23 protein-coding genes are annotated in these 23,891 nt (G+C 73.9%); 16 read left to right on the top strand and 7 right to left on the bottom strand.

Going from position 1 to position 23,891, the window contains the following annotated elements:
- Positions 1-162: 162 nt before the first annotated feature.
- Both E1300_RS23925 and E1300_RS23930 read right to left on the bottom strand, forming a co-directional pair.
- Positions 163-1,041, bottom strand: a complete 879-nt coding sequence (locus E1300_RS23925; RefSeq protein WP_278045380.1) for an amidohydrolase family protein — start codon at positions 1,039-1,041, stop codon at positions 163-165.
- 76 nt (positions 1,042-1,117) lie between these two features.
- The gene (locus tag E1300_RS23930) at positions 1,118-2,074 is read right to left on the bottom strand and encodes an alpha/beta hydrolase (protein ID WP_165502963.1); all 957 of its coding nucleotides are present in this window, start codon (positions 2,072-2,074) and stop codon (positions 1,118-1,120) included.
- Between the two features lie 205 nt (positions 2,075-2,279).
- On the opposite strand from E1300_RS23930, the gene E1300_RS23935 reads away from it, so the two are divergent.
- Positions 2,280-3,266: a diacylglycerol/lipid kinase family protein gene (locus tag E1300_RS23935; RefSeq protein WP_131759300.1), complete on the top strand. Its 987-nt coding sequence runs from the start codon at positions 2,280-2,282 to the stop codon at positions 3,264-3,266.
- 125 nt (positions 3,267-3,391) lie between these two features.
- On the opposite strand, the gene E1300_RS23940 is transcribed toward E1300_RS23935, so the two are convergent.
- Entirely contained in the window at positions 3,392-3,961 is a 570-nt protein-coding gene (locus E1300_RS23940; protein ID WP_131759301.1) for a PadR family transcriptional regulator, read from the bottom strand.
- A gap of 98 nt (positions 3,962-4,059) precedes the next feature.
- On the opposite strand from E1300_RS23940, the gene E1300_RS23945 reads away from it, so the two are divergent.
- On the top strand, positions 4,060-4,530 hold the full coding sequence (locus E1300_RS23945) for a hypothetical protein (RefSeq protein WP_131759302.1): 471 nt from the start codon (positions 4,060-4,062) through the stop codon (positions 4,528-4,530).
- Positions 4,531-4,651: 121 nt separating this feature from the next.
- On the opposite strand, the gene E1300_RS23950 is transcribed toward E1300_RS23945, so the two are convergent.
- Positions 4,652-5,518 carry an oxidoreductase gene (locus E1300_RS23950; RefSeq protein ID WP_131759303.1) on the bottom strand — a complete coding sequence of 289 codons (867 nt, stop codon included), beginning with the start codon at positions 5,516-5,518 and terminating at the stop codon, positions 4,652-4,654.
- Between the two features lie 90 nt (positions 5,519-5,608).
- On the opposite strand from E1300_RS23950, the gene E1300_RS23955 reads away from it, so the two are divergent.
- Complete coding sequence (locus E1300_RS23955; protein WP_131759304.1) at positions 5,609-6,271, top strand: helix-turn-helix domain-containing protein; 663 nt, start codon at positions 5,609-5,611, stop codon at positions 6,269-6,271.
- A 58-nt stretch (positions 6,272-6,329) separates the two neighbouring features.
- Here the strand turns inward: E1300_RS23955 and E1300_RS23960 are convergent, their stop codons facing one another.
- Positions 6,330-7,781 (bottom strand): DUF4132 domain-containing protein, encoded by a 1,452-nt coding sequence (locus tag E1300_RS23960; RefSeq protein ID WP_131759305.1) that lies wholly within the window; start codon positions 7,779-7,781, stop codon positions 6,330-6,332.
- Positions 7,782-7,906: 125 nt separating this feature from the next.
- Here E1300_RS23960 and E1300_RS23965 point away from each other — a divergent pair, with 125 nt between their 5' ends.
- The 7 genes from E1300_RS23965 to E1300_RS23995 all read left to right on the top strand — a co-directional run bounded on the left by E1300_RS23965 (position 7,907) and on the right by E1300_RS23995 (position 14,766).
- A complete protein-coding gene (locus E1300_RS23965; RefSeq protein WP_131759306.1) occupies positions 7,907-9,376 on the top strand; it encodes a flavin-containing monooxygenase in 1,470 nt (489 codons plus the stop codon).
- Positions 9,377-9,400: 24 nt separating this feature from the next.
- Positions 9,401-10,168: an SDR family NAD(P)-dependent oxidoreductase gene (locus E1300_RS23970; protein WP_131759307.1), complete on the top strand. Its 768-nt coding sequence runs from the start codon at positions 9,401-9,403 to the stop codon at positions 10,166-10,168.
- 119 nt (positions 10,169-10,287) lie between these two features.
- Positions 10,288-11,253 carry a DMT family transporter gene (locus E1300_RS23975; protein ID WP_131759308.1) on the top strand — a complete coding sequence of 322 codons (966 nt, stop codon included), beginning with the start codon at positions 10,288-10,290 and terminating at the stop codon, positions 11,251-11,253.
- A 17-nt stretch (positions 11,254-11,270) separates the two neighbouring features.
- Positions 11,271-12,056: a S1 family peptidase gene (locus tag E1300_RS23980; RefSeq protein WP_131759309.1), complete on the top strand. Its 786-nt coding sequence runs from the start codon at positions 11,271-11,273 to the stop codon at positions 12,054-12,056.
- A 19-nt stretch (positions 12,057-12,075) separates the two neighbouring features.
- Positions 12,076-12,987, top strand: coding sequence for an NAD-dependent epimerase/dehydratase family protein (locus E1300_RS23985; protein WP_131759310.1), 912 nt, complete (start codon positions 12,076-12,078; stop codon positions 12,985-12,987).
- Between the two features lie 10 nt (positions 12,988-12,997).
- Positions 12,998-13,318, top strand: a complete 321-nt coding sequence (locus E1300_RS23990) for a GroES family chaperonin (protein ID WP_131759311.1) — start codon at positions 12,998-13,000, stop codon at positions 13,316-13,318.
- A gap of 119 nt (positions 13,319-13,437) precedes the next feature.
- The gene (locus E1300_RS23995; protein WP_131759312.1) at positions 13,438-14,766 is read left to right on the top strand and encodes a hypothetical protein; all 1,329 of its coding nucleotides are present in this window, start codon (positions 13,438-13,440) and stop codon (positions 14,764-14,766) included.
- Here the strand turns inward: E1300_RS23995 and E1300_RS24000 are convergent.
- Both E1300_RS24000 and E1300_RS24005 read right to left on the bottom strand, forming a co-directional pair.
- Positions 14,733-15,845: a CaiB/BaiF CoA transferase family protein gene (locus E1300_RS24000; RefSeq protein WP_131759313.1), complete on the bottom strand. Its 1,113-nt coding sequence runs from the start codon at positions 15,843-15,845 to the stop codon at positions 14,733-14,735. The two genes, E1300_RS23995 and E1300_RS24000, sit on opposite strands and share 34 nt — an antisense overlap.
- A gap of 60 nt (positions 15,846-15,905) precedes the next feature.
- Positions 15,906-17,384, bottom strand: a complete 1,479-nt coding sequence (locus tag E1300_RS24005; protein WP_131759314.1) for an aldehyde dehydrogenase — start codon at positions 17,382-17,384, stop codon at positions 15,906-15,908.
- A 110-nt stretch (positions 17,385-17,494) separates the two neighbouring features.
- Between E1300_RS24005 and E1300_RS24010 the strand changes: the two genes are divergently transcribed.
- From E1300_RS24010 to E1300_RS24035, 6 genes are all read left to right on the top strand, one after another.
- Positions 17,495-18,784, top strand: a complete 1,290-nt coding sequence (locus tag E1300_RS24010) for an aromatic ring-hydroxylating oxygenase subunit alpha (protein WP_131759315.1) — start codon at positions 17,495-17,497, stop codon at positions 18,782-18,784.
- Entirely contained in the window at positions 18,781-19,116 is a 336-nt protein-coding gene (locus tag E1300_RS24015) for a hypothetical protein (RefSeq protein WP_131759316.1), read from the top strand. The genes E1300_RS24010 and E1300_RS24015 overlap by 4 nt, the downstream gene beginning before the upstream one ends.
- Complete coding sequence (locus tag E1300_RS24020) at positions 19,113-19,958, top strand: TauD/TfdA dioxygenase family protein (protein WP_131759317.1); 846 nt, start codon at positions 19,113-19,115, stop codon at positions 19,956-19,958. The genes E1300_RS24015 and E1300_RS24020 overlap by 4 nt, the downstream gene beginning before the upstream one ends.
- 209 nt (positions 19,959-20,167) lie before the next feature.
- Entirely contained in the window at positions 20,168-21,337 is a 1,170-nt protein-coding gene (locus tag E1300_RS24025; RefSeq protein ID WP_165502964.1) for a spirocyclase AveC family protein, read from the top strand.
- 1 nt (position 21,338) lies between these two features.
- Positions 21,339-22,160 carry a CbbQ/NirQ/NorQ/GpvN family protein gene (locus tag E1300_RS24030; RefSeq protein WP_131759319.1) on the top strand — a complete coding sequence of 274 codons (822 nt, stop codon included), beginning with the start codon at positions 21,339-21,341 and terminating at the stop codon, positions 22,158-22,160.
- The gene (locus E1300_RS24035) at positions 22,157-23,851 is read left to right on the top strand and encodes a nitric oxide reductase activation protein NorD (RefSeq protein ID WP_131759320.1); all 1,695 of its coding nucleotides are present in this window, start codon (positions 22,157-22,159) and stop codon (positions 23,849-23,851) included. Before E1300_RS24030 ends, E1300_RS24035 begins: the two co-directional genes overlap by 4 nt.
- Positions 23,852-23,891 lie beyond the last annotated feature (40 nt).

Raw genomic sequence — 23,891 nt, forward strand, 5'->3', positions numbered from 1 at the left:
ACCACCCCGCCCGCCCGTCGGTGGCAGCAACGGCGCCAGCCGCTCCCACTGCGCATCGGTCAAGTCACCACGACGACCCATCAACCCACAGTGACCCAACCAACGCCCACCGTCAGTCGATCCAAGAAACAGGCCCTAGGCCGCGCGCACGGCCGCGGGCTGCTACTGGAGGTCGAAGAGCTTCGCGGCGGCGTCCCAGCAGACGGCGCGGAGCCAGTCGTCGCCGAGGTCGAGGCAGGCGAGCGCCTCAAGCTGGTGCGCGTACGGGTAGGGGATGTTGGGGAAGTCGGTGCCGAACAGGATCCGGCCGTCCAGGCCGAGGTCGCGCAGGCGAGGCAGCAGCCCGGCCGGGAACCGGCCCAGCTCGCCACTGAACCGGGTGAAGGCCATGGTGGTGTCGAGGTGGACGCGGTCGTGGCGGTCGGCGAGCGCGAGGAAGCCGTCGAACTCCGGCGCGCCGAGGTGGGCGATGATCGCGGTGAGGCGGGGGTGGCGGGCGAGGACGTCGCCGAAGGGCCCGGGCCCGGTGAAGCCGTTCGCGACCGGTCCGGAGCCGGCGTGGACGAGCGCGGGCGTCCCGGACTCGGCGAGCATCCCCCACACCGCGTCGAGCTCCTCGGCGCGCGGGTCGAACCCGCCGACCTGGAGGTGGACCTTGAACAGGCGCGTCCCGGCGTCGAGGGCGCGGGCGACGTAGTCCGCCGCGCCGGGCTCGGGGTAGAACGTCCCGGTGCGCAGGCATTCGGGGACGCGGTCGGCGAAGTCCGCGGTCCACGCGTTGAGCGACGCGGCCATCCCGGGGCGGTGCGGGTAGGCGAGCGAGCTGAACGCCCGCACGCCGAGGCCGCGCAGGAGCGCGAGCCGCTCGTCCTCGGGGATCTTGTAGAGGATCGGCCATTCGGTCCCGATGAGGGGGCCGGCGTCGGCGAAGTAGTCCCACACCGCCTTCATCAGCCGCGGCGGCATGAAGTGGACGTGCACGTCGATCAGGCCCGGCAGGCCGAGCGCCCGCCAGAACCCCGGGACCTCCGCGTCCGTCACCGGGCCCGCCGTATTAGAACGAGGTTCAACCACCCTTCGACCCTAGCCTCCGCGCGCCGCCACCGGCCCGGGGAGGTCAGGTGATCTGGTCGAGCAGGACGGGCAGCGCGGCGCGCAGCTCGCGGCGCCAGTAGGGCCAGGTGTGGGTGCCGCGGTAGAAGTGCGTGGCCACCGGGACGCCGAGCTTCTTCAGCTTCCCGGCGAACTCGCGGGTGGCGGTGTGGGCAAGGGTTTCCAGGGCGTCCGCGCCCGTGGCGGGACGGGGATCGTAGGGGCCGGGGGTGCCGTCGCCCGCGCTCACGTAGAGGCGGACGCCCGTCAGGCGGTCGGCGAGGTCGTAGGGGTTGTGGTGGCGCCAGACGACGCGCTGCTCGTCGGGGTGGCCCCAGAGGTCCGTCCAGTCGCGGGTCGGGGCGCCGACGGCGACGGCCAGCTCCACGAGGTCCACCGCGTCGAGCCGCCGCGGGTCGCGGTGCAGGGTGTGAACGGGGCCGCTGAACGAGGCCGCCGCGCGGAACAGGCCGCGGTGCCGGGCCGCGTAGGCGAGCGCGCCGGTGCCGCCCATGCCGTTCCCGGCGATGGCGCGTTCGGTTCCGGCGCGATATCCGCGTTCGAGGATCTGCCTCAACTCGGCGAGATGGAAGGTTTCCCACTTCGGCGCTCCGCCTTCGCCACGATTCCACCAGTCGGTGTAATCGCCGCAGGCTCCGCCGTCCGGCATGACCACGATCACATCGGCGCCGTCGGTGAACTCCTCGACGTCGGTGTGCTCGGTCCACAGGGTGTGCCCTTCCGCGCCGGGGGCGGCGCCGTGCAGCAGCCAGAGCACCGGCCAGGTGCGGTCCGCGTCCCGTGACCAGCCCGGCGGCAGCAGGAGGCGGACGTGCGCGACGTCCGGGAGGACGGGCGAGCGGACGGTCAGGTCGAGGACGCGGCGGCGCGGCCTCCGCTCCCCCACCACGGCGGCGCCGTCGTCCGCGGGCGCCGCCGAGGGCGCGGATCCGCCGGCGGCGATGGACGCCGTCAGTCCCACGATTCCCGCGATGAATCCCGCTCCGGCCAAGCCCCGCCGCCACATGCTCCCGCCCCGGACATTCAGTTGTGCGTGATATTGGGTAATGTCCCCACTTTCGACGATGTTTCAACGCCGTTTAATCGGTTGATAAGAGATCGGGCCGGGGGTTCCGGTCCACGGTGCCCGGACGGGTCACGCGGACGAGGGAGGGCGGCCGGCGACGATGCGGACCAAAGCGGAGCTGGAGGCGGCGATCGGGAGCGGCGGCCGCGCCGTCCTGGTGATCAATTCCCGCTCGCGCCGCGGGCGGCGGCTGTACGGGAGGGCGCGGCGGCTGCTGCGCGAGGCGGGGCTGGAGTTCGTCCACGTCTTCCCCGTGACCGATCCGACGCGGCTGCGGGAGCTGTTCGCCGACGTCCTCGCGCTCGAACCCGACCTGGTCGTCGTCGGCGGCGGGGACGGGACGGTCGCGGAGGCCGTCGGGCACCTCGCGCACCGCGACATCGCGCTCGGCGTGCTGCCGCTCGGCACCACCAACAACTTCGCGCGGAGCCTGGAGCTCCCGCTGGACCTGCCCGGCGCCGTCCGCACGCTCGCGGTGGGCGCGGCGGGCGGCGGGAAGGTCGCCGACGTGGACGTCGGCTGGTTCCAGAGCACCGGCGACCCGCAGGGTGAGGGCCCGGGCGCCGACCGCGAGCACATCTTCGCCAACATGGTCAGCCTCGGCCTGTCCGTCGAGGTCGCCCGGAAGGTGCCGCACACGCTGAAGCGGGTCCTCGGCCGGCCCGCGTACGCGCTGACGGCCGTGCGGCTGCTGCCCCGGCACGACGCGTTCACCGCGCACGTCACGATCGACGGCGAGACCACGTCGCTCCAGACGCACCAGCTCAACGTCGCGAACGGCGCGCACCACAGCGGGCAGCGCATCGCCCGCGACGCGAGCCCCGACGACCGGCTCCTCGCCGTCTACCGGCTCGGCGACGAGCACCGGATGCGGCTGGCGTCCGCGACCGCCCGGCACGTGCTGACCGGCCCCTGGCGCTCGCTGGAGGACGACGCCTTCCTCACCACGGACCGCGTGGAGATCGCGACCGATCCCCCGCTGCGCGTGGACGTGGACGGCGAGATCCGCGGCCGCACCCCCGTGTCGATCCGGCTGCGCGGCAACGCCCTGCGCGTCATCGTCCCGCAGTCGTTCGTCGACAGGTAGCGGCACTGCCGGCCCCGCACGGTACGGGGCGGGCGACCGGCGAACGGACCAGTCCCGGCGGACGGACCGTCGAACGGACCGGCGGGCGGACCGCCGGGCGGTCACGCGGGCGGACCGGCGGGGCGTCAGGCGGGCGGCGGCGGGTCGCCGGCCATCACGTAGGCGCCGGCCTCCAGCCGCTCGATCAGGCCGCGCGTCCACGCGCTGGCGGAGTCGGCGGTGTGCACCCACCAGCCGAGCAGCTCGCGCAGGTGGTCGTCCGGGTCCGCCTCCTCGCGGTGCGGCACCACGCTCGCGCGCCACTCCGCGAGGCCGTCCAGCCGCTGCCGCAGGAGCCCGACCGCCTCGTCCCGGGACAGCTCGGTCAGGAACCCGAGCCCGGCGGTCAGCATCTCCGGATGCCGGACGTCCACCATCGCGAGCGCGCAGCGCAGCAGCCGCAGGAACTCGGCGCGGCCCGCCTCGGTGATCTCGTAGTCGGTGTGCGGGGGCCCCGCGTCGCTCTCCTCCACGTCGTGGGCGCGCAGCATTCCCTCCTTGGCGAGCTGCTTCAGGGCGTGGTAGATCGAGCCGGGGTTGACGTGCGCCCACTCGTCCGAGCCCCACGACATCAGCTCGCGCCGCACCTCGTAGCCGTGGGCCCGCCCCGATCTGCGGACCACCCCGCCGAGGACCAGCAGCCGCGTCGTCGACATCCTTCCCCCGTTCACCTGATCGCGTGCTGGTTCAGGCTAGAGCGTCCTCGCCGCCCGGGGGCTGGCACCCCGTCCACTCGCGGCCTACCGTCGAAGGCATGGCTGCGGAATGGTGGTCGATCGAGGTGTTCGACGCGTCCCTGCCCGCGTCGCTCTGGCGGGAGTCGTGGCAGGAGTCGCTGGTGGAGTCCGCGCTCACCCACGGCGCGGCGCACTGGCAGTGGCACGGCCACTCGTGGGGCGTCGTCTTCGAGGTCTTCTTCGAGGACGAGGAGCGCTGGGAGGCGTGGCGGGCGCTCCCGGCGGTGCGGGCCGCGCTGGACGCGGTGCCCGACCCGGTGAACGGGCTGCTGGTGTACCGGGGGCGGGGCGGTTCGGCGGGGACGCCGGTCCCCCGGCGCCCGCGGCCGAGTCCCGGCGCCATGGCCGCGGAGGCGGAGCCCCACCTCGTCGAGCGGCTCCTCGACGTCACCGCCACCGAACTGACCGCTCCCGGACGCGACGTCCCGGACGACCGCCCAGGCCCGGCCCCCGCCCCGAACCCCATACCGGCGCCCGGCGCGGCCTGAACGCCCAGCACAGGCAAGCCGCCCAGCACAGGCAAGCCGCCCAGCACAGGCAAGCCGCCCAGCACAGGCAAGCCGCCCAGCACGGGCAAGCGCCCGATGCGGCCTAGACGCCCAGCACGGGCTAGGCGCCCAGCTCGGCGAGGTCCTCCGGGGTTAGGCGGAGGGACGCGGCGGCCATGTTCTCCTCCAGGTGCGTCAGGGAGCCGGTGCCGGGGATCGCGAGCATGACCGGGGAGAGGGCCAGCAGCCCCGCGAGCAGGACCTGCGGGACCGTGGCCCCGTGGCGCTCGGCGACCGCCTTGACGCGCGCGTCGTCCGGGATGCCGAACCCGCCGAGCGGGAAGTACGGCGCGTAGGCGATGCCCGCCTCCTCGCAGATGGCGAGGAGCTCGGTGTCCGCGGGCTGGGTCACGTCGAACTTGTTCTGGACGGCGGCGACCGGCGCGATCCCGCGGGCCTCGGCGAGCTGGACGGCGGTGATGTGGCTGACCCCGAGATGCCGGATCAGCCCCTCTTCGCGGAGCGCGGCGAGCACCTCGAACCGCTCCCCGATCGACTCCTCGTTCGGGTCCTCCACGTTGCCGACCCGCAGGTAGACGAGGTCGAGGCGGTCGAGGCCGAGCTCCTCCAGGTTGCGCTCGACCTCGGCACGCAGGCCGGACGGCGGGAGCTGGCCGCTGGGGAACGGGTCGTCCGGGCCGCGGTACGGCCCGACCTTCGTGGCGATCACCAGGCCCTCGGGGTAGGGATGGAGGGCCGTGCGGATCAGCTCGTTCGCGGCCAAGCCGTGGTGGTAGTAGAAGGCGGCGGTGTCGATGTGGTCCGCGCCGAGCTCCACGGCGCGGCGGACCACCGCCAGGGAGGTGCCGCGGTCGTTGGCCGGGGTGCCGAAGCCGGAGGTGGGCAGGCGCATCGCTCCGAAGCCCATCCGGGCGACCCGCAGGTCGCCGCCGAGGTCGAAGTGTCCTGCGTCGTTGATCGTGGTCATGCCTCCACTGTGCGGGCCGGATCCGTCCGGGACGAGCGGCTGGCAGCTTGCTGCCAGCCCTCCGCGGGGCCGTGGCAGACTGGAGGGGAGATGAGCGTCGACCTGGACCGCAACGTGGTGCTGCGCGGCGAGCTGGAGCTGGCCGAGCGCGCCGGGCACCTGTTCGACGCGAGCGAGGAGTTCGCCTGCGCCGCCCGCGACATGAACACCTGGGCGCTGCCCGGCGTCCGGGACCAGATCATCGCCGCGCGGCGCCACCGCCCCGGCCCGGCCACCTACAAGCTCCACAACCCGGACGCGCTCGCCGACGAGGACTCCGAGCGGCGGCTCGTCGAGATCGCCCGGAACGGCGGGCACGTGCGGATCTGCCCGACGCCGCTGCCACACGAGACGATCATCATCGACCGGCGGATCGCGATCCTCGCGGGGACGCCGGTGGCCGGGGTCCGCGAGTACACGGTCGTCCGGTCGCCGGGCGTGGTGAAGGGCGTCGTCTCGCTGTTCTGGGCGACCTGGGAGCGAGCCGCCGACCTCGCCGACGTCCGCCGCGACCGGCCGCCCGCGCTGACCGGCGAGAGCCGGCGGATCCTGCGGCTGCTCGGCGACGGGCTGAAGGACGAGGCCGCCGCGCGGCGCATGGAGATGTCGCTGCGCACCTACCGGCGCCGGGTCGCCGAGATCCTCACGCTGCTGGACGCCGACTCCCGCTTCCAGGCGGGCCTGCGCTCCCAGGAGCTCGGCCTGCTGAGCTGACCCGCGTCCCGTCCGCGCCGCTTCCGCAGGTGCGCGGCGGCCGCGCGGTGGGCGTCCGTCAGGGGCGTCCCCTGATCTGGCGGAGGACGGCGGCGTCGGTGATCCGGCGGTCGGCGGCCAGCAGGAACGCCGTGCTGAGGATCAGCGTGAGCCGCTCGTCCTCGAAGGGCAGGAAGAGGCCCGCCCGGCCGAACCGGCGCGCCGGAACCGTGTGCGCGAGGACGCCGCCGGACTCCATGAGGACGGCGCCCGTGCCGAGGTGGATCCAGTACACGCGGTGGTCGCCGCGGACGCGCAGGAAGCGGTCCTCCACGACGCAGCGGTCGGCGATCCTCGTCCGCGGCAGGACGAGGGCCAGCGCGTCCCGGCGGACCTCGGCGCTCGCGGACAGCGCCCCCGGCCCCGGCCGCTCCTCGCCGCCGGACAGCCCGCCCAGCCCCGGCCGCTCCGCGCCGCCGGACAGCCCGCCTGGCCCCGGCCGCTCCGGGCCACCGGACGGCTCGGAGTGGGCCTCCTCGGAGGCCGCATCGGTGACCAGGTCGACGTCGCGCATCGCCTCGCTGAACACCAGTGGCGGCACGTCCGCCGGCGGGACGTCCCGCCACCATCGGCCGTCCCGCCGCTGGAAGCGCACCGCGCCGGCCGTCACCTGCCGATCCCCGCCGCGGGCCGCGTACTCGAAGCACGCCCGCCACACCCCGCCCGCGAACACGCGCCGCATTTCGCCCTGAAGCAGACCACCGCCGGGCGTGCCGTGCGCGTGGGTGGGGGTGCTGGGTGGGGGCGAGTGCCAGCCGCGCTCCTCGAACAGGGCAAGTAGCCGTTCGCGGTCGGCGGTGCGGCCCGCGAACCGGCGGGACGGCGCCGCCGCGCCCCGCTCGGCCGCCGTCGGGACGTAGACCTCCCGGAACGCCTGCCGGAACGCCTGCCGCATGCGGTTGTCGACCACGAACCCGCGCCACGCGCGCACCGCGCCGGGACGGGCCGCGGCCGGGTGCCACAGCCGCACCGGCGCGCCGTGCGGCGGGACGGGCAGCGCCCGCCCGTCCACCGTCACGAGCACGCCGTCGCCGGGCGTGGCGGTGTGCCGGACGCCGTCGCGGTCCTCGAACTCCCAGATCAGCGACCGGGCGACGACGCCCGTGACCGGGTGGTCGAGGAAGGCGCGGGACCACGGCGCGAACGGCCGCGCGCTGCCGTCCGCCAACAGTTCCTCCAGCCGGGCGCACTCGGCGGCGAGGGTCGCGCCGACCTCCTTGACGAGGGCCTTGAGCTCCCTGATCTCGGTGGCGAACGGCGCCCTCAGCGCGGCCGGGACGGTCCGCAGCGGGCGCCCGTCGGCGCCGGTGAAGGTGAGCCGCACGGTCGCCGGGTCCTCGATCGCGAGCACCGCCTGGTAGCCGCCGAGGTCGCGGGCCAGCGACCCGTCCCGGTGCAGCCCGTGCGCGGGTGTCGCGCCCCGCGCCGGCGCGCCCGGCGTCCCCGGGCACGCCTGGAGATCGTCGAACATGTCGCGATCTTGGCAGAAGGGCCCGGCGGAGCCGGGGCGTTTCCCGCGACCCGCGCCCCCTGTTCAGCCGACAGCCGGGTCATTACGCTCGGGGAAACCCCAGCAGAACGAGATTCGGGACGGCCATGACGCACAGCGTGGTGATCATCGGGAGCGGGTTCGGCGGGATAGGGATGGCGATCCGGCTGCGGCAGGCCGGGATCGAGGACGTGGTGGTCCTGGAGAAGGCCGACGGCCTCGGCGGGACCTGGCGGGACAACACCTACCCGGGCGCCGCCTGCGACGTCCCGTCCCACCTCTACTCCTTCTCGTTCGAGCGCAAGACGGACTGGACGCGCCGGTTCCCGCCGCAGCGGGAGATCCTCGACTACCTGTGGCACTGCGCCCGCAAGTACGGCGTGCTCGACAAGGTCCGCTTCGGCACCGAGGTCACCGAGGCCCGCTTCGACGAGGACGCGGCGCTCTGGCGGGTGTCCACGGCCGGCGGCGAGCTGGAGGCGCGCGTGCTGGTCTCCGCGTGCGGGCAGCTCAACCGCCCGGAGCTCCCGCCGATCGAGGGCGTCGGCTCCTTCGCCGGGACGAGCTTCCACTCCGCCCGCTGGGACCACGGCGCGGAGCTGGCCGGCAAGCGGATCGCGGTCGTCGGGACGGGCGCGAGCGCGATCCAGATCGTCCCGGAGATCGCGAAGGAGGCGGCGGAGCTGCGGCTGTTCCAGCGGTCGGCGCCCTACGTCATCGACAAGCCCGACCGCGAGTACCGGACGTGGGAGCAGGCCGTCCTGCGGAGGGTGCCCGTCCTGTACACGCTGAGCCGCGCGCGGATCTACGCCCTCTACGAGTCGCGGGCGCTCGGGTTCGTGAAGTACCCGAAGCTGATGGGGGCGCTGGAGAAGCGGTTCCGGGAGACGCTGGACGAGGGCGTCCCCGACCCCGCCCTGCGCGCGGCGCTCGTCCCCGACTATCGGATGGGCTGCAAGCGGATCCTGATCTCCAGCGACTACTATCCGGCGCTGACCAGGCCGAACGTCGAGCTGGTCACCGCGCCGATCGAGCGGGTCACGCCGTCGGGGATCCGGACGGCGGACGGCCGCGAGCACCCGGCCGACGTCATCGTCTACGCCACCGGGTTCAGCACGAGCGGGTTCCTCGCCCCGATGAAGGTCGTCGGGCGCGGCGGGTGGGAGCTGAACGAGGCGTGGCGGGACGGCGCGGAGGCGCACCTCGGCATCACCGTCAGCGGCTTCCCGAACCTGTTCCTGCTGTACGGGCCGTACACCAATCTCGGGCACAACTCGATCATCTACATGCTGGAGTCGCAGTTCCGGTACGTCCTCGGCTGCGTGGACGCGCTGCGGCGGCACCGGCTCGACTGGATCGACGTCCGCCCGGACGTCCAGGACGCCTTCACCCGCGAGATGCAGGACCGCCTGCGCTCGACCGTGTGGGAGGCGGGCTGCAAGAGCTGGTACATGAACGAGAGCGGCAAGGTCGTCAACAACTGGCCCGGGTTCACGTTCGCCTACCGCCGCGCCACGCGCCGCCCTGATCCGCGCCACTTCCACGTCCGGCGCGCCCAGGGTGCTACCGCTCGGTAGCCGGACCGCCCTAGGCTCGGGGGCATGCCGACCGCCTTCATCACCGGCGCGACCGCGGGCATCGGCGCCGCCTTCGCCCGCCGCCTCGCGTCCGACGGATTCGACCTGGTCCTGCTCGCCCGCGACGCCGAGCGCCTCGAACGCTCCGCCGCCGACCTGTCCGGAAGGTACGCCGTACGGGCCGAGACGCTGCGCGCCGACCTGTCCACCGAGGAGGGCCTGACCGCCGCCGAGGAGCGGGCCCGCGCGGGCGTGGACCTGCTCGTCAACAACGCCGGCTTCGGCAACCGGGGCGTCTTCCTCGACGTCCCCGTGGCGGACGAGCTGACCATGCTGAAGGTGCACTGCGAGGCCGTGCTGCGGCTCACGCACGCGGCCCTGCCCGGGATGCTGGAGCGGGGGCGCGGCGGCGTCGTCAACGTGTCCTCCGCGGCCGCGTTCGCGACCCGCGGCACCTACGGCGCGTCCAAGGCGTGGGTGGTGAACTTCAGCCAGGGCGTCGCCGCCGACATCGCCGGGCGCGGGCACGGCAGGGTCCGGGTGATGGCCCTGTGCCCCGGGTTCGTGCACACCGAGTTCCACGAGCGCGCCCAGATGGACGTATCGGACGTCCCGAAGTTCATGTGGCTGGAACAGGACACCGTCGTCGACACCGCCCTGCGCGACCTGCGCCGCGGCGTCCAGGTCAGCATCCCGGGCGCCCAGTACAAGGCCATCGTCGGGATCAGCAGGCTGCTCCCCCGCGAGCTGATCGCCCGCATGTCGTCCAACACGGGCCGCAAATACGATTGACCGGGCCGTCAAGGATCTTGGTCTTGTCACGCGGCGGGTGACGAGGCAGGCTGGCGGAGAGGTCGCCCGGAAGGCGCACCGCGCGACGCCCGCCCCCGTCGTCCGCCGAAAGGTCCCCGATGGGCCACGACCTGGGCTACGCAGCCCTCGCCTTCGTCGCGACCACCGTCTACTACATCGCCTTCCTCGTCTTCCGGGTCTCCGCGCGGCGGATGCCGCCGCTGCGCGGCAGCCGCCCGTTCCACGTCGCCCGGCTGATGCTCACCGACCCCGTGTGGCTCGGCGGCGGGCTGCTGCTGTTCCTCGGGCTCGGCTACGAGGTGGTCGCGTTCTCGGCGCTGCCGCTGCCGGTCGCGCAGCCCATCTTCGCGCTCAGCCTCGTCCTGCTGATCGGCTGCGCGGTGCGCTTCCTCGGCGAGCGGCTGAGCGCCCTGGAGCTGGCGAGCGTCGCGCTGTTCGTCCTCGCCACCGTGCTGATCGGCCTGTCGGCCGGGTCCGACGCCGAGCCCCGCGCGGACGCCACGCTCACCGGCACCCTCACCGCGCCCTGGACGATGCTCGCGATCTGCGCGCCCGCCGTCGCCGCCGCCGGGCTGGTCTGGCTGGTCGGCGACCGCCGCGCGAGCGGCCGGCACGCCCGCAGGCTCGCCGGGGTCGCCTACGGCATCGGCGCGGGCGCCTGCGCCGGGCTCGCCGAGGCCGGCATCCGCGGCATCTCGATCGTGTACGCGGACACCGGCAGCGTGCGGGCCGTGCTGGAGTCCGCCTACCCGTACCTGACGGTCGGCCTCGCCGCGATCGCGCTGGGCCAGCTCCAGGTCGCGCTCCAGCGCTGCCGCGTCGCGATCGTCGCGGTCGTGCTGACCGTGATCGGCCGCACCTACCTGATCGTGAGCAGCACGGTCCTGTTCGGCGAGGAGTGGCCGGACGACGACCTGCCGTTCGCCCTGCGCACGGGCGGCTTCGTGCTGGCGCTCGTCGCGCTCGTCATGTTCCCGCGCTACGAGCGCCCCGGCGCCGCCGGGCCGGCGGCCGCACGGAACGGGCCGGCGCCCGAGGGGAAGGGCGTGCGCGCCGTACCTTGATCCCCTACATTGCCGGAATGGCCCTCCTCACCCGCCGGGCCCTCGGCACGGCCCGTCCCGCCCGCCGGATCCTCGGCACGGCCCTGCTGGGCGCCTCCCTCTCGCTCCCCCTCGCCGCCTCCCCGGCGTCCGCCGTCGTCGGCGGGACGCCCGCCCCCGCCGCCCGCTACCCGTGGCTCGGGGCCGTCGGCTCGCCGGTGTTCTTCGTCCGCCCCGCGGGCCAGTTCTGCGGCGGCGCCCTGGTCGGGCCCGACCGGCTGCTGACGTCCGCGCACTGCGTCGGCCTGCTACGCGACCTGCCCGGCCTGCTGAACGTGACGTTCGGCCGCGACGACCTGGCGGGCAAGGGCGGCGAGACCGTCGCGGTGAAGTCCGTCCGCGTCCATCCCGGCTACCGCGAGACCAAGTTCAAGGACGAGACCGTCCCGCACCACGACCTCGCCGTCCTCACGCTCGCGCGCCGGGTGAACCGCCCGGTCGTCGCTGTCGGCTCCCCCGGCTCGGCCCGGACCGGCCGGGTCGCGGGCTGGGGCACGACGTCCGAGGACGACCTGTTCAACACCCGCCTGCGCGACGCCCAGGTGCCGCTGCCCGGCGACGCCGCCTGCCGCCGCGCCTACGGCGCCTCCTACGACCCGGCCGACATGGTCTGCGCCGGATCCCCGAAGGCCGACACCTGCCAGTTCGACAGCGGCGGCCCGCTGCTCGCCGCCGGGCGCCTCGCCGGCCTGACCTCCTGGGCCTACGGCTGCGCCCGCCCCGGCTACCCGGGCGTCTACGCGCGCCTCGACTCCCTGCCCTAGGCGCGGAAGGCTCGGGGGCATGCGGGTCCTGGTGACGGGCGCGGCGGGCTACGTCGGCTACGCGGTCGGACGGCGGCTCGTCGCGGCCGGGCACGACGTCCACGGGCTGGTCCGGCGGCCCGGGGCCGTGCTGCCGGACGGCGTCCGGCCCGTCCTCGGCGACCTGCTCGACCCCGCCGGGCTCCCGCGCGGCCCCTACGACGGCGTCTGCCACCTCGCGGCGCTCACCCGCGTCCGGGAGTCGTTCGCCGAACCGCTCCGCTTCTTCGCCGCCAACGTCCAGGGCACCGTCAACCTCCTGGAGGCCGTCGAGACGGCCCGCGTCGTGTACGGCTCGACGGCCGCCGTGTACGGCGCCCCCGCCCGGCAGCCGATCCCCGAGACGGAGGCCACCGCCCCGACCAGCCCGTACGGCGCGTCGAAGCTGGCGGCCGAGCAGGCCGTCCGGTTCCACGCCCGCACCGGTGCGATCGGCGCGGTCGTGCTCCGCACCTTCAACGTCGCGGGCTCGGTGGACGGCCGCCCCGACCCCGACGAGACCCGGCTGATCCCGAAGGCCCTCGCCGTCGCCGCCGGGCGCGCCCCGCACCTGGAGGTCAACGGGGACGGCGCGGCGGTCCGCGAGTACCTGCACGTGGACGATCTCGCCGCCGCGCACGTCCGCGCCCTGGAGGCCGTGCGCCCCGGCGGCGAGGACGTCTACAACGTCGGCGGGGGCGCGGGCGCGTCCGTCCGCGAGGTGGTCGCCGCGGTGGAGCGGGTGACCGGACGGCCCGTCCCGACGCTGCGGCGCCCGCCGCAGCCCGAGCCGCCGCTGCTGGTGTGCGACGGCGCCGCGATCCGCGCCGCCCTCGGCTGGCGGCCGGCCCGCTCCGCCCTCCCGGAGATCATTCGGAGCTCCTGGGACGCTCTGACCCGCCGGGACGGATAAACTTCCCAGCGTGTCCGAGCCGAAGTTCGAAGTCCAGATGCTCCACGACCGTGTCATGATCAAGGTCGAGAAGGACAGCGGTGAGCGCCGCAGCACCGGCGGGATCGTGATCCCCGCGACGGTGGAGCAGGCGAACCGCCTCGCGTGGGGTGAGGTCTGCGGTGTCGGCACGCACGCCCGCACCGTCAAGGTGGGCGACCGCGTCCTGTTCCACCCCGGCGACCAGTTCGAGGTCGAGATCCAGGGCGAGAACTACCTGGTGATGCGCGAGCGCGACCTCCACGCCGTCGCCAGCGAACGCCCCGAGCACGGCACCGGCCTCTACCTCTGACCCCACCCTCCGGGCGGCGGCGCCCTCCCTTTTGTCCGGTCTTCGTCCGGTGGACGTCATGGTCGCCCACGGGCCGGAGCGGCAGAATCTTCCGCCAGGCACTTGGGGCAAGGGGGAGCATGAACGCTCAGACCGTCTGGGTGGGCGAGGAGCGGCTCTGCCTGGTGACCGTGTCGGGTCTCCGGGACGTCCCGGGGTTCGGCGCCCTGCCCAGAGGCCGGGTGACGCGGGGACGGGCAGCCGTGCGCGGCGCGCGGGCGCGGCTGCTGCGGCACGGCGTGGTGGTCGCCGAGGACCTCCGGATCGGGGCGCTGTTCAGGGAGAGCCGGGTCGCGTCCCGTCTGGAGGCCGAGGAGCGCGTCGACGTCCTGAACCGGTGCGTGCTGGCGGTCGGCCATCGGGACGTCCGGCGAGGTGATCAGATCCAGGTCTATGCCCGCGCGGGCGCCGGGGTTCCCGCCGACCAGGTTCCGGGCTATCAGGACGCCCTCGCGCACGACCGGCGCCTGCTCGGCCGGGCCGAGGTGCGCGAGGTCTCCGAGGACTCCCTGGCCGGGCCGGTCGCGCACGCCGTCCTGGCCGAGGGCGCGCTGACGCCCGGCGACCGGGTGCGGGTCGTGCGCGATGGGCGGCCGGTGATCGAAGCGCTGCGCCTCCTGGCTCTCACGGACGCGGACGGCGGGCCGCTGAACGTGCTCGCGGCCGAAGGCGCCGGGGCCGCCCTTCTCCTCGGCCGGCCCGACGTCCGTCCCGGGGACGTCGTCGAGGCCTTCGACGTCCCCGCGCCGCGGTACACCGAGGGACGCAAGCAACTCCTCACCGTGCTGGGAGTGAGAGCGGACGGCATGGTCGCCACGGCCCGCGTCCAGCCGGACGTGAGGTCGCCCAGCGGCGGGGAGGAACTGGCCGTCGGGCACCGGGCGCGGGTGCTGCGCGGCCAGGTCGTGGTGGCCGACGGGCTGGCCGTCGGCCATGTCCGCAGGCCGGGCATTACCGAGACGATGGCCGCCGACTACGCCTCCAGGGCGCGTGCCGGCTGGTTCGAGGTCGGCGTCGACCTGCCCGGCCTCCGGGAGCGGGACGAGATCGAGCCGTACGAGGTCCTGCCCGCCGATCACGAGCCGGCGCCGGCGGTCGAGCTGCCCGAGAGCAGGCGGTTCATGGTCGGCGTGACGGTCGGCTTCGGCGCGTGCGTCGCCCTGTCCGGCTTCCTGGCCGCCGCGATGGGCGCGAAGGCGTGGCAGGCGCACCGGACGCCTCCCCCGGACGACGCCGCCGGATGGCCCGAGTTCCTGGCCTTGAGCCTGTTCTTCGCCACGCTCGGCGTGATGTTCGCCTGGTGCCTCGTCCTGGGCCACCGCCGTCAGCGCCTGCGGCGCGGGCAGGTACGCCGGACGAGCGGATCCGGGGTCGCTCAGTCCGGTAGGGGCGGGGGTGCGGTGCGGTAGGCGGGCGGGGTCGCGGACAGGCGGATCGGGTTGCGGGGCAGGCGCACGGCCGTGCCGTCTGGGCGCGGCAGCTCGACGACCGGGTCCAGGCCGAGCCGTTCGGCGAGCCGGAAGGCGCCGGCGACGTCGTTGACCACGCCCGCGGGCACCCGCTTCGCCGTGAGCGCCTCGGCCCACTCGCCCGCCGGGCGCGCGGCCAGCCGCTCCGCGAGCAGCGGCCGCAGTTCCCGGCGGTGCGCCACCCGGGCGGCGTTGGTGGCGAACCGGTCGTCGAGGGCCGTCCCGGGCACGCCGAGGACGTCGCAGAGCGCGGCGAACTGGCGGTCGTTGCCCACGGCGACGACGAGCTCGGTGTCCGCGCAGGGCAGCGTCTCGTACGGCGCGACGCTCGGGTGCGCGTTGCCCATCCGCTCCGGGACCGTGCCTCCCGCGGTGTGCGCGGTCGCCTGGTTGACGAGTCCGGCGAGCAAGCAGGACAGCAGGTCGATGTCGACGCGCTGGCCCTCGCCCGTCGCGTCGCGGTGCCGCAGCGCCGCCAGGATCCCGGTGGCCGCGAACAGGCCGGCGAGCACGTCGACCACCGCGACGCCGACCTTCTGCGGTTCCCCGTCCGGGTCGCCGGTGACGCTCATCAGCCCGCCCAGCGCCTGGACGAGCAGGTCGTAGCCGGGCAGCGCCGCGCCCGCGCCCCGGCCGAACCCGGTGATCGAGCAGTACACGAGGCCGGGCGAGCGGGCGCTCAGCTCCTCGTAACCGAGGCCCAGGTCGTCCATGAGCCCGGGGCGGAAGTTCTCGACGACGACGTCGGCCCGCGCCGCCAGGTCGCGGGCGCGGGCGAGCCCGGCGGGGGTGGTGAGGTCCAGTGCGACGCTGTCCTTGTTGCGGTTGGCCGCGAGGAAGTACGTCGCCTCACCGTCGTCGGCGTACGGCGGGCCCCAGGAGCGGGTGTCGTCGCCGGTGCCGGGCCGCTCGACCTTCGTCACGGCGGCGCCGAGGTCGGCGAGCAGCATCGTGGCGAACGGGCCGGCGAGCACCCGGCTGAAGTCGAGCACGCGGAGGTCGCCGAGCGCGGACGGCACGGAGCACCACCACCCTTCGGATCATCGACCTCGAAGGACTGTACAAGCCCCCTCGCGCGGTCAGGCGGGCGGCACCTCCGGGGCGATCGAGATCGACTTGAGGTCGAGGCAGCCGTCGAGGCCCTCGGGGCCGAGCTCGCGGCCGTAGCCGCTGGCCTTGACGCCGCCGAACGGCGCCGCCGGGTCCATCGAGTAGCCCTGGTTGACCCCGAACGTGCCGGTCCGCACCCGGCGCGCGACGTCGAGCCCGCGCCCGGTGTCGGCGGTGAACACCGAGCCCGCCAGGCCGTAGTCGGAGTCGTTCGCGATGCGGACGGCCTCGTCCTCGTCCCGGTAGGGGATCACGGCGATCACCGGCCCGAAGATCTCCTCGCGGGCGACCGTCATCGCGGGGTCCACGCCGGTGAAGACGGTGGGCCGCACGTACCAGCCGCGCTCGACGCCCTCGGGGAGTGCGGTGCCGCCGGTGACGAGCCGCGCGCCGTCGCGCACGCCGCCGTCGATGTACTCCCGCACCCGCCGCTGCCGGTCCCGGCTCACGAGCGGTCCCATCTCGGTCTCCGGGTCGGCGGGATCACCGACCCGGAGGGCGGACAGCGCCGCCGCGACCGCCTCGGCGTACTCGCCGGCGCGGCGGGCCGGGACGAGCACGCGGGTGAGGGCGTTGCAGATCTGCCCGGCCATGCCCATGCCGGAGAACCGGACGGCGGTCGCCACGGCCGCCGGGTCGGCGTCGTCCAGTGCGATGGCCGCCGACTTGCCGCCGAGTTCGAGGCTCACCCGGGTGAGGTTGGCCGCGCAGGCCGCCGCGACCTGCCGTCCGGCCGCGGTCGAGCCGGTGAAGGACACCTTGTCGACGCCCGGGTGGGCGACGAGGTGGGCGCTCACGTCGCGGTCGGCGGGGACGACGCTGACCACGCCCGGCGGGAGTCCGGCCCGCTCGACCAGGTCGGCGAGCAGGAGCGCGTCCAGGGGCGATTCCGGTGCCGGCTTCAGGACGACCGTGCAGCCCGCGAGCAGCGCCGGCACGACCTTGGTCACCGTGAGGAACTGCGGCATGTTCCACGGGACGATCGCGGCGACGACGCCGACGGGCTCCCTGCGCAGGATCACGTCCTGCCCGTACCGGCCGGGACGGGTCTCCTCCCACGGGTGCCCGGCGGCGATGTCGGCGAGCGCGCCCATCATCGACCAGGGCAGCGCGACCTGCGCTCGCCGTGCGAAGGAGATCGGGGCGCCGAGCTCCGCCGTGATCAGTTCGGCCATCGCGTCGCGGTGCTCGCCGTAGAGCGCGGCCAGCCGCCGGACCGCCCCGATCCGCTCGGACGGGCCGGTGCGCGGCCACGGGCCCTCGTCGAACGCCCGCCGGGCCGCCGCGACGGCGCGGTCGATGTCCGGGACGTCCGCGGCGGCCACGCGTCCGACCGGCTCCTCGGTGTGCGGTGAGACGACCTCGATCCGCCGGCCGCCGCTCGGGGCGGCCCACTCGCCACCGATGAACAGGGCCTCGCGGACGAACAGGGCCTCGTGCTCGTTCATGGACGCTCCCTTGCCGTCGCCGTCGCGGCGTGTTATCCAGGTCATGTTAGTCAGTCGATGAACATCGCGACCAGGTGTCGTCGGCGGGACCTCTACGGAAGGAATCGGCCATGGCGCGTCCGGGCAAACCGCCGGCGGAGAGCTGGACGGGACGGCTCCCCGACCTGGGCACCGGCCTCGTGTCGTACGAGGACTCGATCTCCCCCGAGTTCTACGAGCTCGAACGCGAGGCGGTCTTCCGGCGGGCGTGGCTGAACGTCGGCCGGATCGAGCAGCTCCCCCGCAAGGGGACCTTCTTCACCAAGGACCTGCCCGTCGCGAAGACCTCGCTCATCGTCACGCGGGGCCTCGACGACCGGGTCCGCGCCTTCCACAACGTGTGCCGCCACCGCGGCAACAAGCTGCTGTGGGGCGAGACCCCGCGGCACGAGACGCGCGGCTCGTGCCGCGAGTTCATGTGCAAGTACCACGGCTGGCGGTACGGCCTGGACGGCTCGCTGAAGTTCGTCCTCCAGGAGGAGGAGTACTTCGACTTCGACAAGGCCGATTTCCCGCTCGTATCGGTGCACTGCGAGGTCTGGGAGGGGTTCCTCTTCGTCAACCTGGCCGACGAGCCGAGCCAGTCGCTCCTTGAGTTCCTCGGCCCGATGGTGCGCGGCCTGGAGGGCTACCCGTTCCACCTGCTCACCGAGCGGTACGCGTTCAGGGCCGACCTGCTCAGCAACTGGAAGATCTTCCTGGACGCGTTCCAGGAGTACTACCACGCGCCGATCCTGCACTCGCAGCAGCAGGTGCCGGCGCTGCGGAACTTCCAGACCGGGTTCAAGGTCCCGCACTTCCAGATGGACGGCCCGCACCGGCTGATGAGCACCGGCGGCTGGAAGGGCGTCCCCCGCCACATGACGCCGGCCGAGCAGATGTACCCGATCGAGCACGTCACCGAGGCGGGCCTGATGGGGCCGTGGGAGCGCCCGGACATCCCCGAGCTCGACCCGGCCGCCCTGCCCGCCGGCCTCAACCCCGGCGGCCTCGACCCGTGGTCGATCTCGAACTTCCAGATCTTCCCCAACTTCGTGATCCTCGTCTACGAGCGGGGCTGGTACCTCACGTACCAGTACTGGCCGACGTCGCACAGCACGCACACGTGGGAGATGTCGTTCTACTTCCCGCCGTCGCGCACCGCGAGCGAGCGGATCCGCCACGAGGTCACCGCCGTGGTGTCCAAGGAGGCCGGCCTCCAGGACGCGGGCACCCTCGACGGGACGCAGCTCGGCCTGGAGTCGCGCGTGATCGACGCCTACCCCCTCTGCGACCAGGAGGTCACCGTCCGCCACCTGCACAAGGTCGTCGGCGACTGGGTGCGGTCGTACCTGCGCGAAGGCAAGGAGGTGCCGGTGTGAGCACCGCGATGCTCCCCGAGGAGTTCGCCGAGTGCGAGCCGTTCGCGGCCAAGTGGTGCATCCCGACCGAGGCCGCGCGCTACGCCGAGCGGCTGAACAGCACGATCGCGGAGATGCAGCTGTTCTACGACGCGATGTATCCCCGCGTGCGGGACGCCATGGCGCACCTCGACAAGTTCTCCCTGCACGAGCTGCCCGACCGGGAGCTGAACCTGCTCCACCTCGTGTACTCGCTGATCATGGTGTCGCTGCCCGTCGAGGTCTGGCACCAGCCCACGGTCATCGACTCCGGCACCGCCTACTTCGACCGCTATCTGGAGCCCTCGCCGTGACCGCGACGATCACCTGCGAGCCCCTCGCCGCGACCGTCGGCGCGGAGGTCCGCGACGTCACCGCCGAGCGGCTCGCGCGGGACGACGCCGTCGCCGGCGCCCTCCTGGACGCCCTGGAGCGGTACGGCGTCCTGGTGCTGCGCGGCCTCCACCTCGCCCCGGAGGACCAGGTCGCGTTCGCCCGGCGGCTCGGCGAGATCGACTACGAGCCCGGGCACCACGCCGTCCCCGGCATCTACCGCGTCACCCTCGACACGTCGAAGAACCCGTCCGCCGGCTACCTGAAGGCCACGTTCGAGTGGCACATGGACGGCTGCACGCCGCTGCACGGCGAGCCGCCGCAGAAGGCCACCGTCCTCAGCGCCAAGCAGGTCGCCGCCGGCGGCGGGGAGACCGAGTTCGCCAGCACCTACGCCGCCTACGAGATGCTCGGCGAGGACGAGCGGGAGCGGCTCGGCGCCCTGCGCGTCGTCCACTCGCTGGAAGCGTCCCAGCGCCGGGTCACCCCCGATCCCGGGCCGGAACTGCTCGCCCGGTGGCGCGCGCGCCCGACGTCCACCCATCCGCTGGTGTGGACGCGCCGCACCGGCCGCAGGTCGCTCATCGTCGGCGTCCACGCCGACCATGTCGTCGGGATGGAGCTCGGCGAGGGCCGGGCGCTGCTCCAGAACCTGCTCGACCGGACGACGGCGCCCGACCGCGTCTACCGGCACCGGTGGTCGGTCGGGGACACCGTCATCTGGGACAACACCGGCGTCGTGCACCGCGCCGCGCCCTATCCGCCCGACTCGCCCCGGGAACTGCTCCGCACGACCGTCTTCGGAGACGAGCCGATCCGGTAATCGCCGAATCACGAACCGGCGGAACTGTATTGACAGTTTTCTCCGCCGGTCGATTCGGTGTGCATTTTCGCAGTTCAATCCGCCCGCGGAATTCCTACGGATACCGCTTCCCCTTTTAGATTCTCATGAGTATCTTCGTAGACGGTCAGAAGCCGAGGCCGGGGAATCGTGCGGGGGCGCCGAACCGACGACCAGAAGGAGACAGCGTCGTGAGCGGACAGACGGACAAGACGAGAGCGCCCGCGGTCACCGAATCGCTCGATCCGGCGGCCCCGCTCGGCGCCCGGACGCCACCCGGCGCCAGGCCCGTCCGCGTATGGGCGGTCATCGGCGGCGCGGTCCTGCTCCTCCAGCTCTACGTGTGGATCCGCTGGGTGACCGGGCCGTACTTCGAGCGGGTGCCCAAGGGGCCGAGCGACCCGCCGACCTACATGAAGGTGCTGCTGACCGCCAACGCGGTCCTCATGTGGGTGATCGTGCCCTTCGCGCTCTGGTTCTTCATCATCAGGCCGTGGGTTCGCGAACGGCGGATCACGCTGGACGGCATGCTCGCCGCGTCCATGGGCCTGATGTTCTTCCAGGACCCGCTGCTGAACTACGTCAACACGTGGTGCACGTACAACGCGTGGCTGTACAACCGCGGCGCCTGGACGTCGCACATCCCCGGCTGGGTCTCGCCGGAGGAGCCGGGCCACCAGGTGCCGGAGCCCCTCCTGACGAACGCGCCGGGCTACACGTTCGGCGTCCTCCTGCTCACGATCGGCGGATGCTGGGCGATGCGCAGGATCAAGTCGCGGTGGCCGGATATCAGCAATTTCCGGCTGGTCGTCGCCACCTATCTGCTGGCCGTCGTGTTCGACTTCATCATGGAGGCCTGCGTCATCCTGCCGGCCGGGCTGTACTCCTACCCCGGTGCCATCCGCGCGGTGTCGATCAACGCCGGCACCTACTACCAGTGGCCCGTCTACGAGGGGTTCATGTGGGGCGGCGTCCAGGCGGCCCTGTGCTGCCTGCGCTACTTCACCGACGACCGCGGCCGGACCGTCGTCGAGCGCGGCCTCGACACGGTCCGCGGCGGCGCGCGGCAGCAGCTCGCCCGCTTCCTGGCGATCTTCGCGGCGGTCAGCGCGTCGTTCTTCCTCCTCTACAACGTCCCCGCGCAGTGGATCGGCCTGCACGCCGACTCCTGGCCCGCCGACGTCCAGAAGCGCTCCTACTTCAGCGCGCAGGTCTGCGGCGAGGGATCGGACCAGCCGTGCCCCGACCCGTCCCTGCCGATGCCGACCAAGCGCTCCGGCTACATCAGCACGGACGGGAAGCTCATCCTCCCGCCGGGCAAGGAGCTGCCGAAGACCGTCCCGTTCGACCGAGGGAAGTGACGTGCTCGCCAACGACCGCGCGACCGCCGTCCAGGCCGACTCGCAGGCGCCGTTCTACGAGGCGGCCGGGGACGAGGCGGCGGTGTTCCGGGCGGCGGCGCGCGGCGGGCTCCCGGTTCTGCTCAAGGGGCCCACGGGATGCGGGAAGACCCGCTTCGTGCAGGCGATGGCGCACGAGCTGGGCCGCGAGCTGATCACCGTCGCGGGGCACGAGGACATGACGTCGGCGGACCTGGTGGGCCGGTTCCTGCTGAAGGGCGGCGAGACGGTGTGGGTGGACGGTCCGCTGACGCGGGCCGTGCGCGCGGGCGCCATCTGCTACCTGGACGAGGTGGTCGAGGCGCGCCAGGACACGGTCGTGGTCATCCACCCGCTCACCGACCACCGCCGCGAACTCGCCCTGGACCGGCTCGGCACGGCGCTGCCCGCGGCGCCGGGATTCCAGCTGGTGATCTCCTACAACCCCGGCTACCAGAGCGTGCTGAAGAACATCAAGGAGTCGACCCGCCAGCGCTTCGTCGCCATCGAGCTGGGCTTCCCGCCCGCCGAGGCCGAGACGCGGATCGTCGCGCGCGAGGCCGGGATCGACGCCGCGACCGCGGGCGCGCTGGTCGGGCTCGGCAACGCCGTCCGCGGCCTGGACGGCTCGCCGCTGCGGGAGGTGGCCTCCACCCGGATGCTGATCCTGGCGGGCGTCCTGGTCGCGCACGGCCTGAGCCTGCGCGGCGCCGTGCAGGCGGCCGTCGTCCAGGTGCTGTCCGACGATCCGGACGTCGTCCGCGCGCTCGGCGAACTCGCCGACGCCGTCCTCCCCCGGCCATGACCGGCCCCGGTCCAGGCGGTCCCGGCCCCGGGCGGTTCCGGTTCCTGGCCACCTTCGTCGCGGGGAGGGCGGTCGAGGTCGCGCGGGCACCGGCCGGCGAGGCCGCCCACACCGACGGACGGACCGTCTTCGTCTCAGCGGACGGCCCCACCGCCCGGCAGCGCCGCGAGGTGCTCGTCCAGAGCGCGCTGCTCGGTGCGGGAAGCCTGGACCGGCCCAGGGTGAAGGCGCTGCGGGCGCGCCCCCAGGTGGCCCGCCGCTACCTGGCGCTCGAAGGCCACCGGGTGCTGGCCGACCTCGCCCGGCGCAATCCGCTCGCGGCCGGACTGCGCCCGGACGGGGAACCGCGGACCGCGTCCGCCGAGGAGTCCCTCGACCTGGCCAGGAGCCGGGCGGAAGTGGCCGAGCCGCCGGACTGGTTCGGCGCCATCCGGCCCTCTCGCCTGCTCGCCGACTCGGCGGGGCCGGGCACGCGCGCCACCGACCAGGACCTGCGCCTGCGCTTCGACCCCATCGACCTGCCCGAAGCCGACGACGACGAAGAGCACTCCGGGGAGAGCAAGATCCTCAAACTGTTCGAGACTCCGCTGCCGGCCTCCCAGACGCTCGCCGACCTCCTCCAGAAACTCCTGGGCGGCTCGCGGGCCGCCGGGGACGGCACCGCCGGGGCGGAGGCGCGGGTCCGCTCCGTCCGGCGGACGTCCGAGGTCGGCGAGCATGCCCGGCACCTCCCCACGCGCATCCACTTCACCAGCGACGGCGCGCCCGGCGCCGCCATCGGCGTGGGCGGGGCCTGGTACCCGGAGTGGGACGTCCACAAGGATCGGTACCGGCCCGGCTGGTGCCGGGTCATCGACTTCCCGCTGACCACCGCCGCCGACACCTCCGCCGCGGGCGTGCCGCGCGACGAGGTGCTGCGCCGGCGCCTGTCGCGCGTCGGTCTCGGCCCGGCGGTCCGGCGGGGCCGTCCCGACGGCGACGACCTCGACATCGAGGCGCTCATCGACCTGTTCGTGGACGTGCGGTCCGGCCACTCGCCGCCCGGGCACGTCTACGTCGAGCGCCGGAAACTCGCCCGCGACCTCGGCGTGCTGATCCTGCTGGACGCCTCCGGGTCCGCCGGCGACGCCGATCCGGACGGCCTCGCCGTCCACGACCACCAGCGCCGGGCCGCCGCGACGCTGGCCGCCGCCCTCGAAGACCTCGGCGACCGCGTCGCCGTCCACGCGTTCCGCTCGCACGGCCGCCACGCCGTCCACCTGCCCGCCGTCAAGACGTTCGGGCAGCGCTTCGACGCCCTCAGGCGGGCCCGGCTCAACCAGATCCAGCCATCCGGTTACACGCGCCTCGGCGCCGGTATCCGCGGTGCGGGCGAGATCCTCAAAGCCCGAGCGGGCACACCGCACCGGCTCCTGCTCGTCCTTTCCGACGGCTTCCCCTATGACGACGGATACGAAGGACGGTACGCCGAAGCCGACGTTCGCAAGGCACTCGAAGAACTCCACAGCGACGGCGTCGCCTGCCTCTGCCTTTCCCTCGGCTCCACCGCCTCCACCACCGCGCTCAAGCGCGTCTTCGGCTCCGCGGGCCACGCCAGTGCCGCGACCCTCGCCGACCTGAGCCCGCGCATGGACGAGCTTTTCCTGACCGCCCTTCGCGAGCTCACCGCACCGAGGCCGCGGCGGGCATGACCCCGTCCGCCTGCGGCGCGCCCGCCGCGTCCGCCGCGCC

The organism is Actinomadura fibrosa, assembly GCF_900659615.1.
GTDB classification, from domain to species: domain Bacteria; phylum Actinomycetota; class Actinomycetes; order Streptosporangiales; family Streptosporangiaceae; genus Spirillospora; species Spirillospora fibrosa.

Coding starts and splice junctions, on each gene's coding strand:
- E1300_RS23935 (WP_131759300.1), top strand. CDS start 2,280: ATGCGGACCAAAGCGGAGCTGGAGGCGGCGATCGGGAGCGGCGGCCGC.
- E1300_RS23940 (WP_131759301.1), bottom strand. CDS start 3,961: ATGTCGACGACGCGGCTGCTGGTCCTCGGCGGGGTGGTCCGCAGATCG.
- E1300_RS23945 (WP_131759302.1), top strand. CDS start 4,060: ATGGCTGCGGAATGGTGGTCGATCGAGGTGTTCGACGCGTCCCTGCCC.
- E1300_RS23950 (WP_131759303.1), bottom strand. CDS start 5,518: ATGACCACGATCAACGACGCAGGACACTTCGACCTCGGCGGCGACCTG.
- E1300_RS23955 (WP_131759304.1), top strand. CDS start 5,609: ATGAGCGTCGACCTGGACCGCAACGTGGTGCTGCGCGGCGAGCTGGAG.
- E1300_RS23960 (WP_131759305.1), bottom strand. CDS start 7,781: ATGTTCGACGATCTCCAGGCGTGCCCGGGGACGCCGGGCGCGCCGGCG.
- E1300_RS23965 (WP_131759306.1), top strand. CDS start 7,907: ATGACGCACAGCGTGGTGATCATCGGGAGCGGGTTCGGCGGGATAGGG.
- E1300_RS23970 (WP_131759307.1), top strand. CDS start 9,401: ATGCCGACCGCCTTCATCACCGGCGCGACCGCGGGCATCGGCGCCGCC.
- E1300_RS23975 (WP_131759308.1), top strand. CDS start 10,288: ATGGGCCACGACCTGGGCTACGCAGCCCTCGCCTTCGTCGCGACCACC.
- E1300_RS23980 (WP_131759309.1), top strand. CDS start 11,271: ATGGCCCTCCTCACCCGCCGGGCCCTCGGCACGGCCCGTCCCGCCCGC.
- E1300_RS23985 (WP_131759310.1), top strand. CDS start 12,076: ATGCGGGTCCTGGTGACGGGCGCGGCGGGCTACGTCGGCTACGCGGTC.
- E1300_RS23995 (WP_131759312.1), top strand. CDS start 13,438: ATGAACGCTCAGACCGTCTGGGTGGGCGAGGAGCGGCTCTGCCTGGTG.
- E1300_RS24005 (WP_131759314.1), bottom strand. CDS start 17,384: ATGAACGAGCACGAGGCCCTGTTCGTCCGCGAGGCCCTGTTCATCGGT.
- E1300_RS24010 (WP_131759315.1), top strand. CDS start 17,495: ATGGCGCGTCCGGGCAAACCGCCGGCGGAGAGCTGGACGGGACGGCTC.
- E1300_RS24035 (WP_131759320.1), top strand. CDS start 22,157: ATGACCGGCCCCGGTCCAGGCGGTCCCGGCCCCGGGCGGTTCCGGTTC.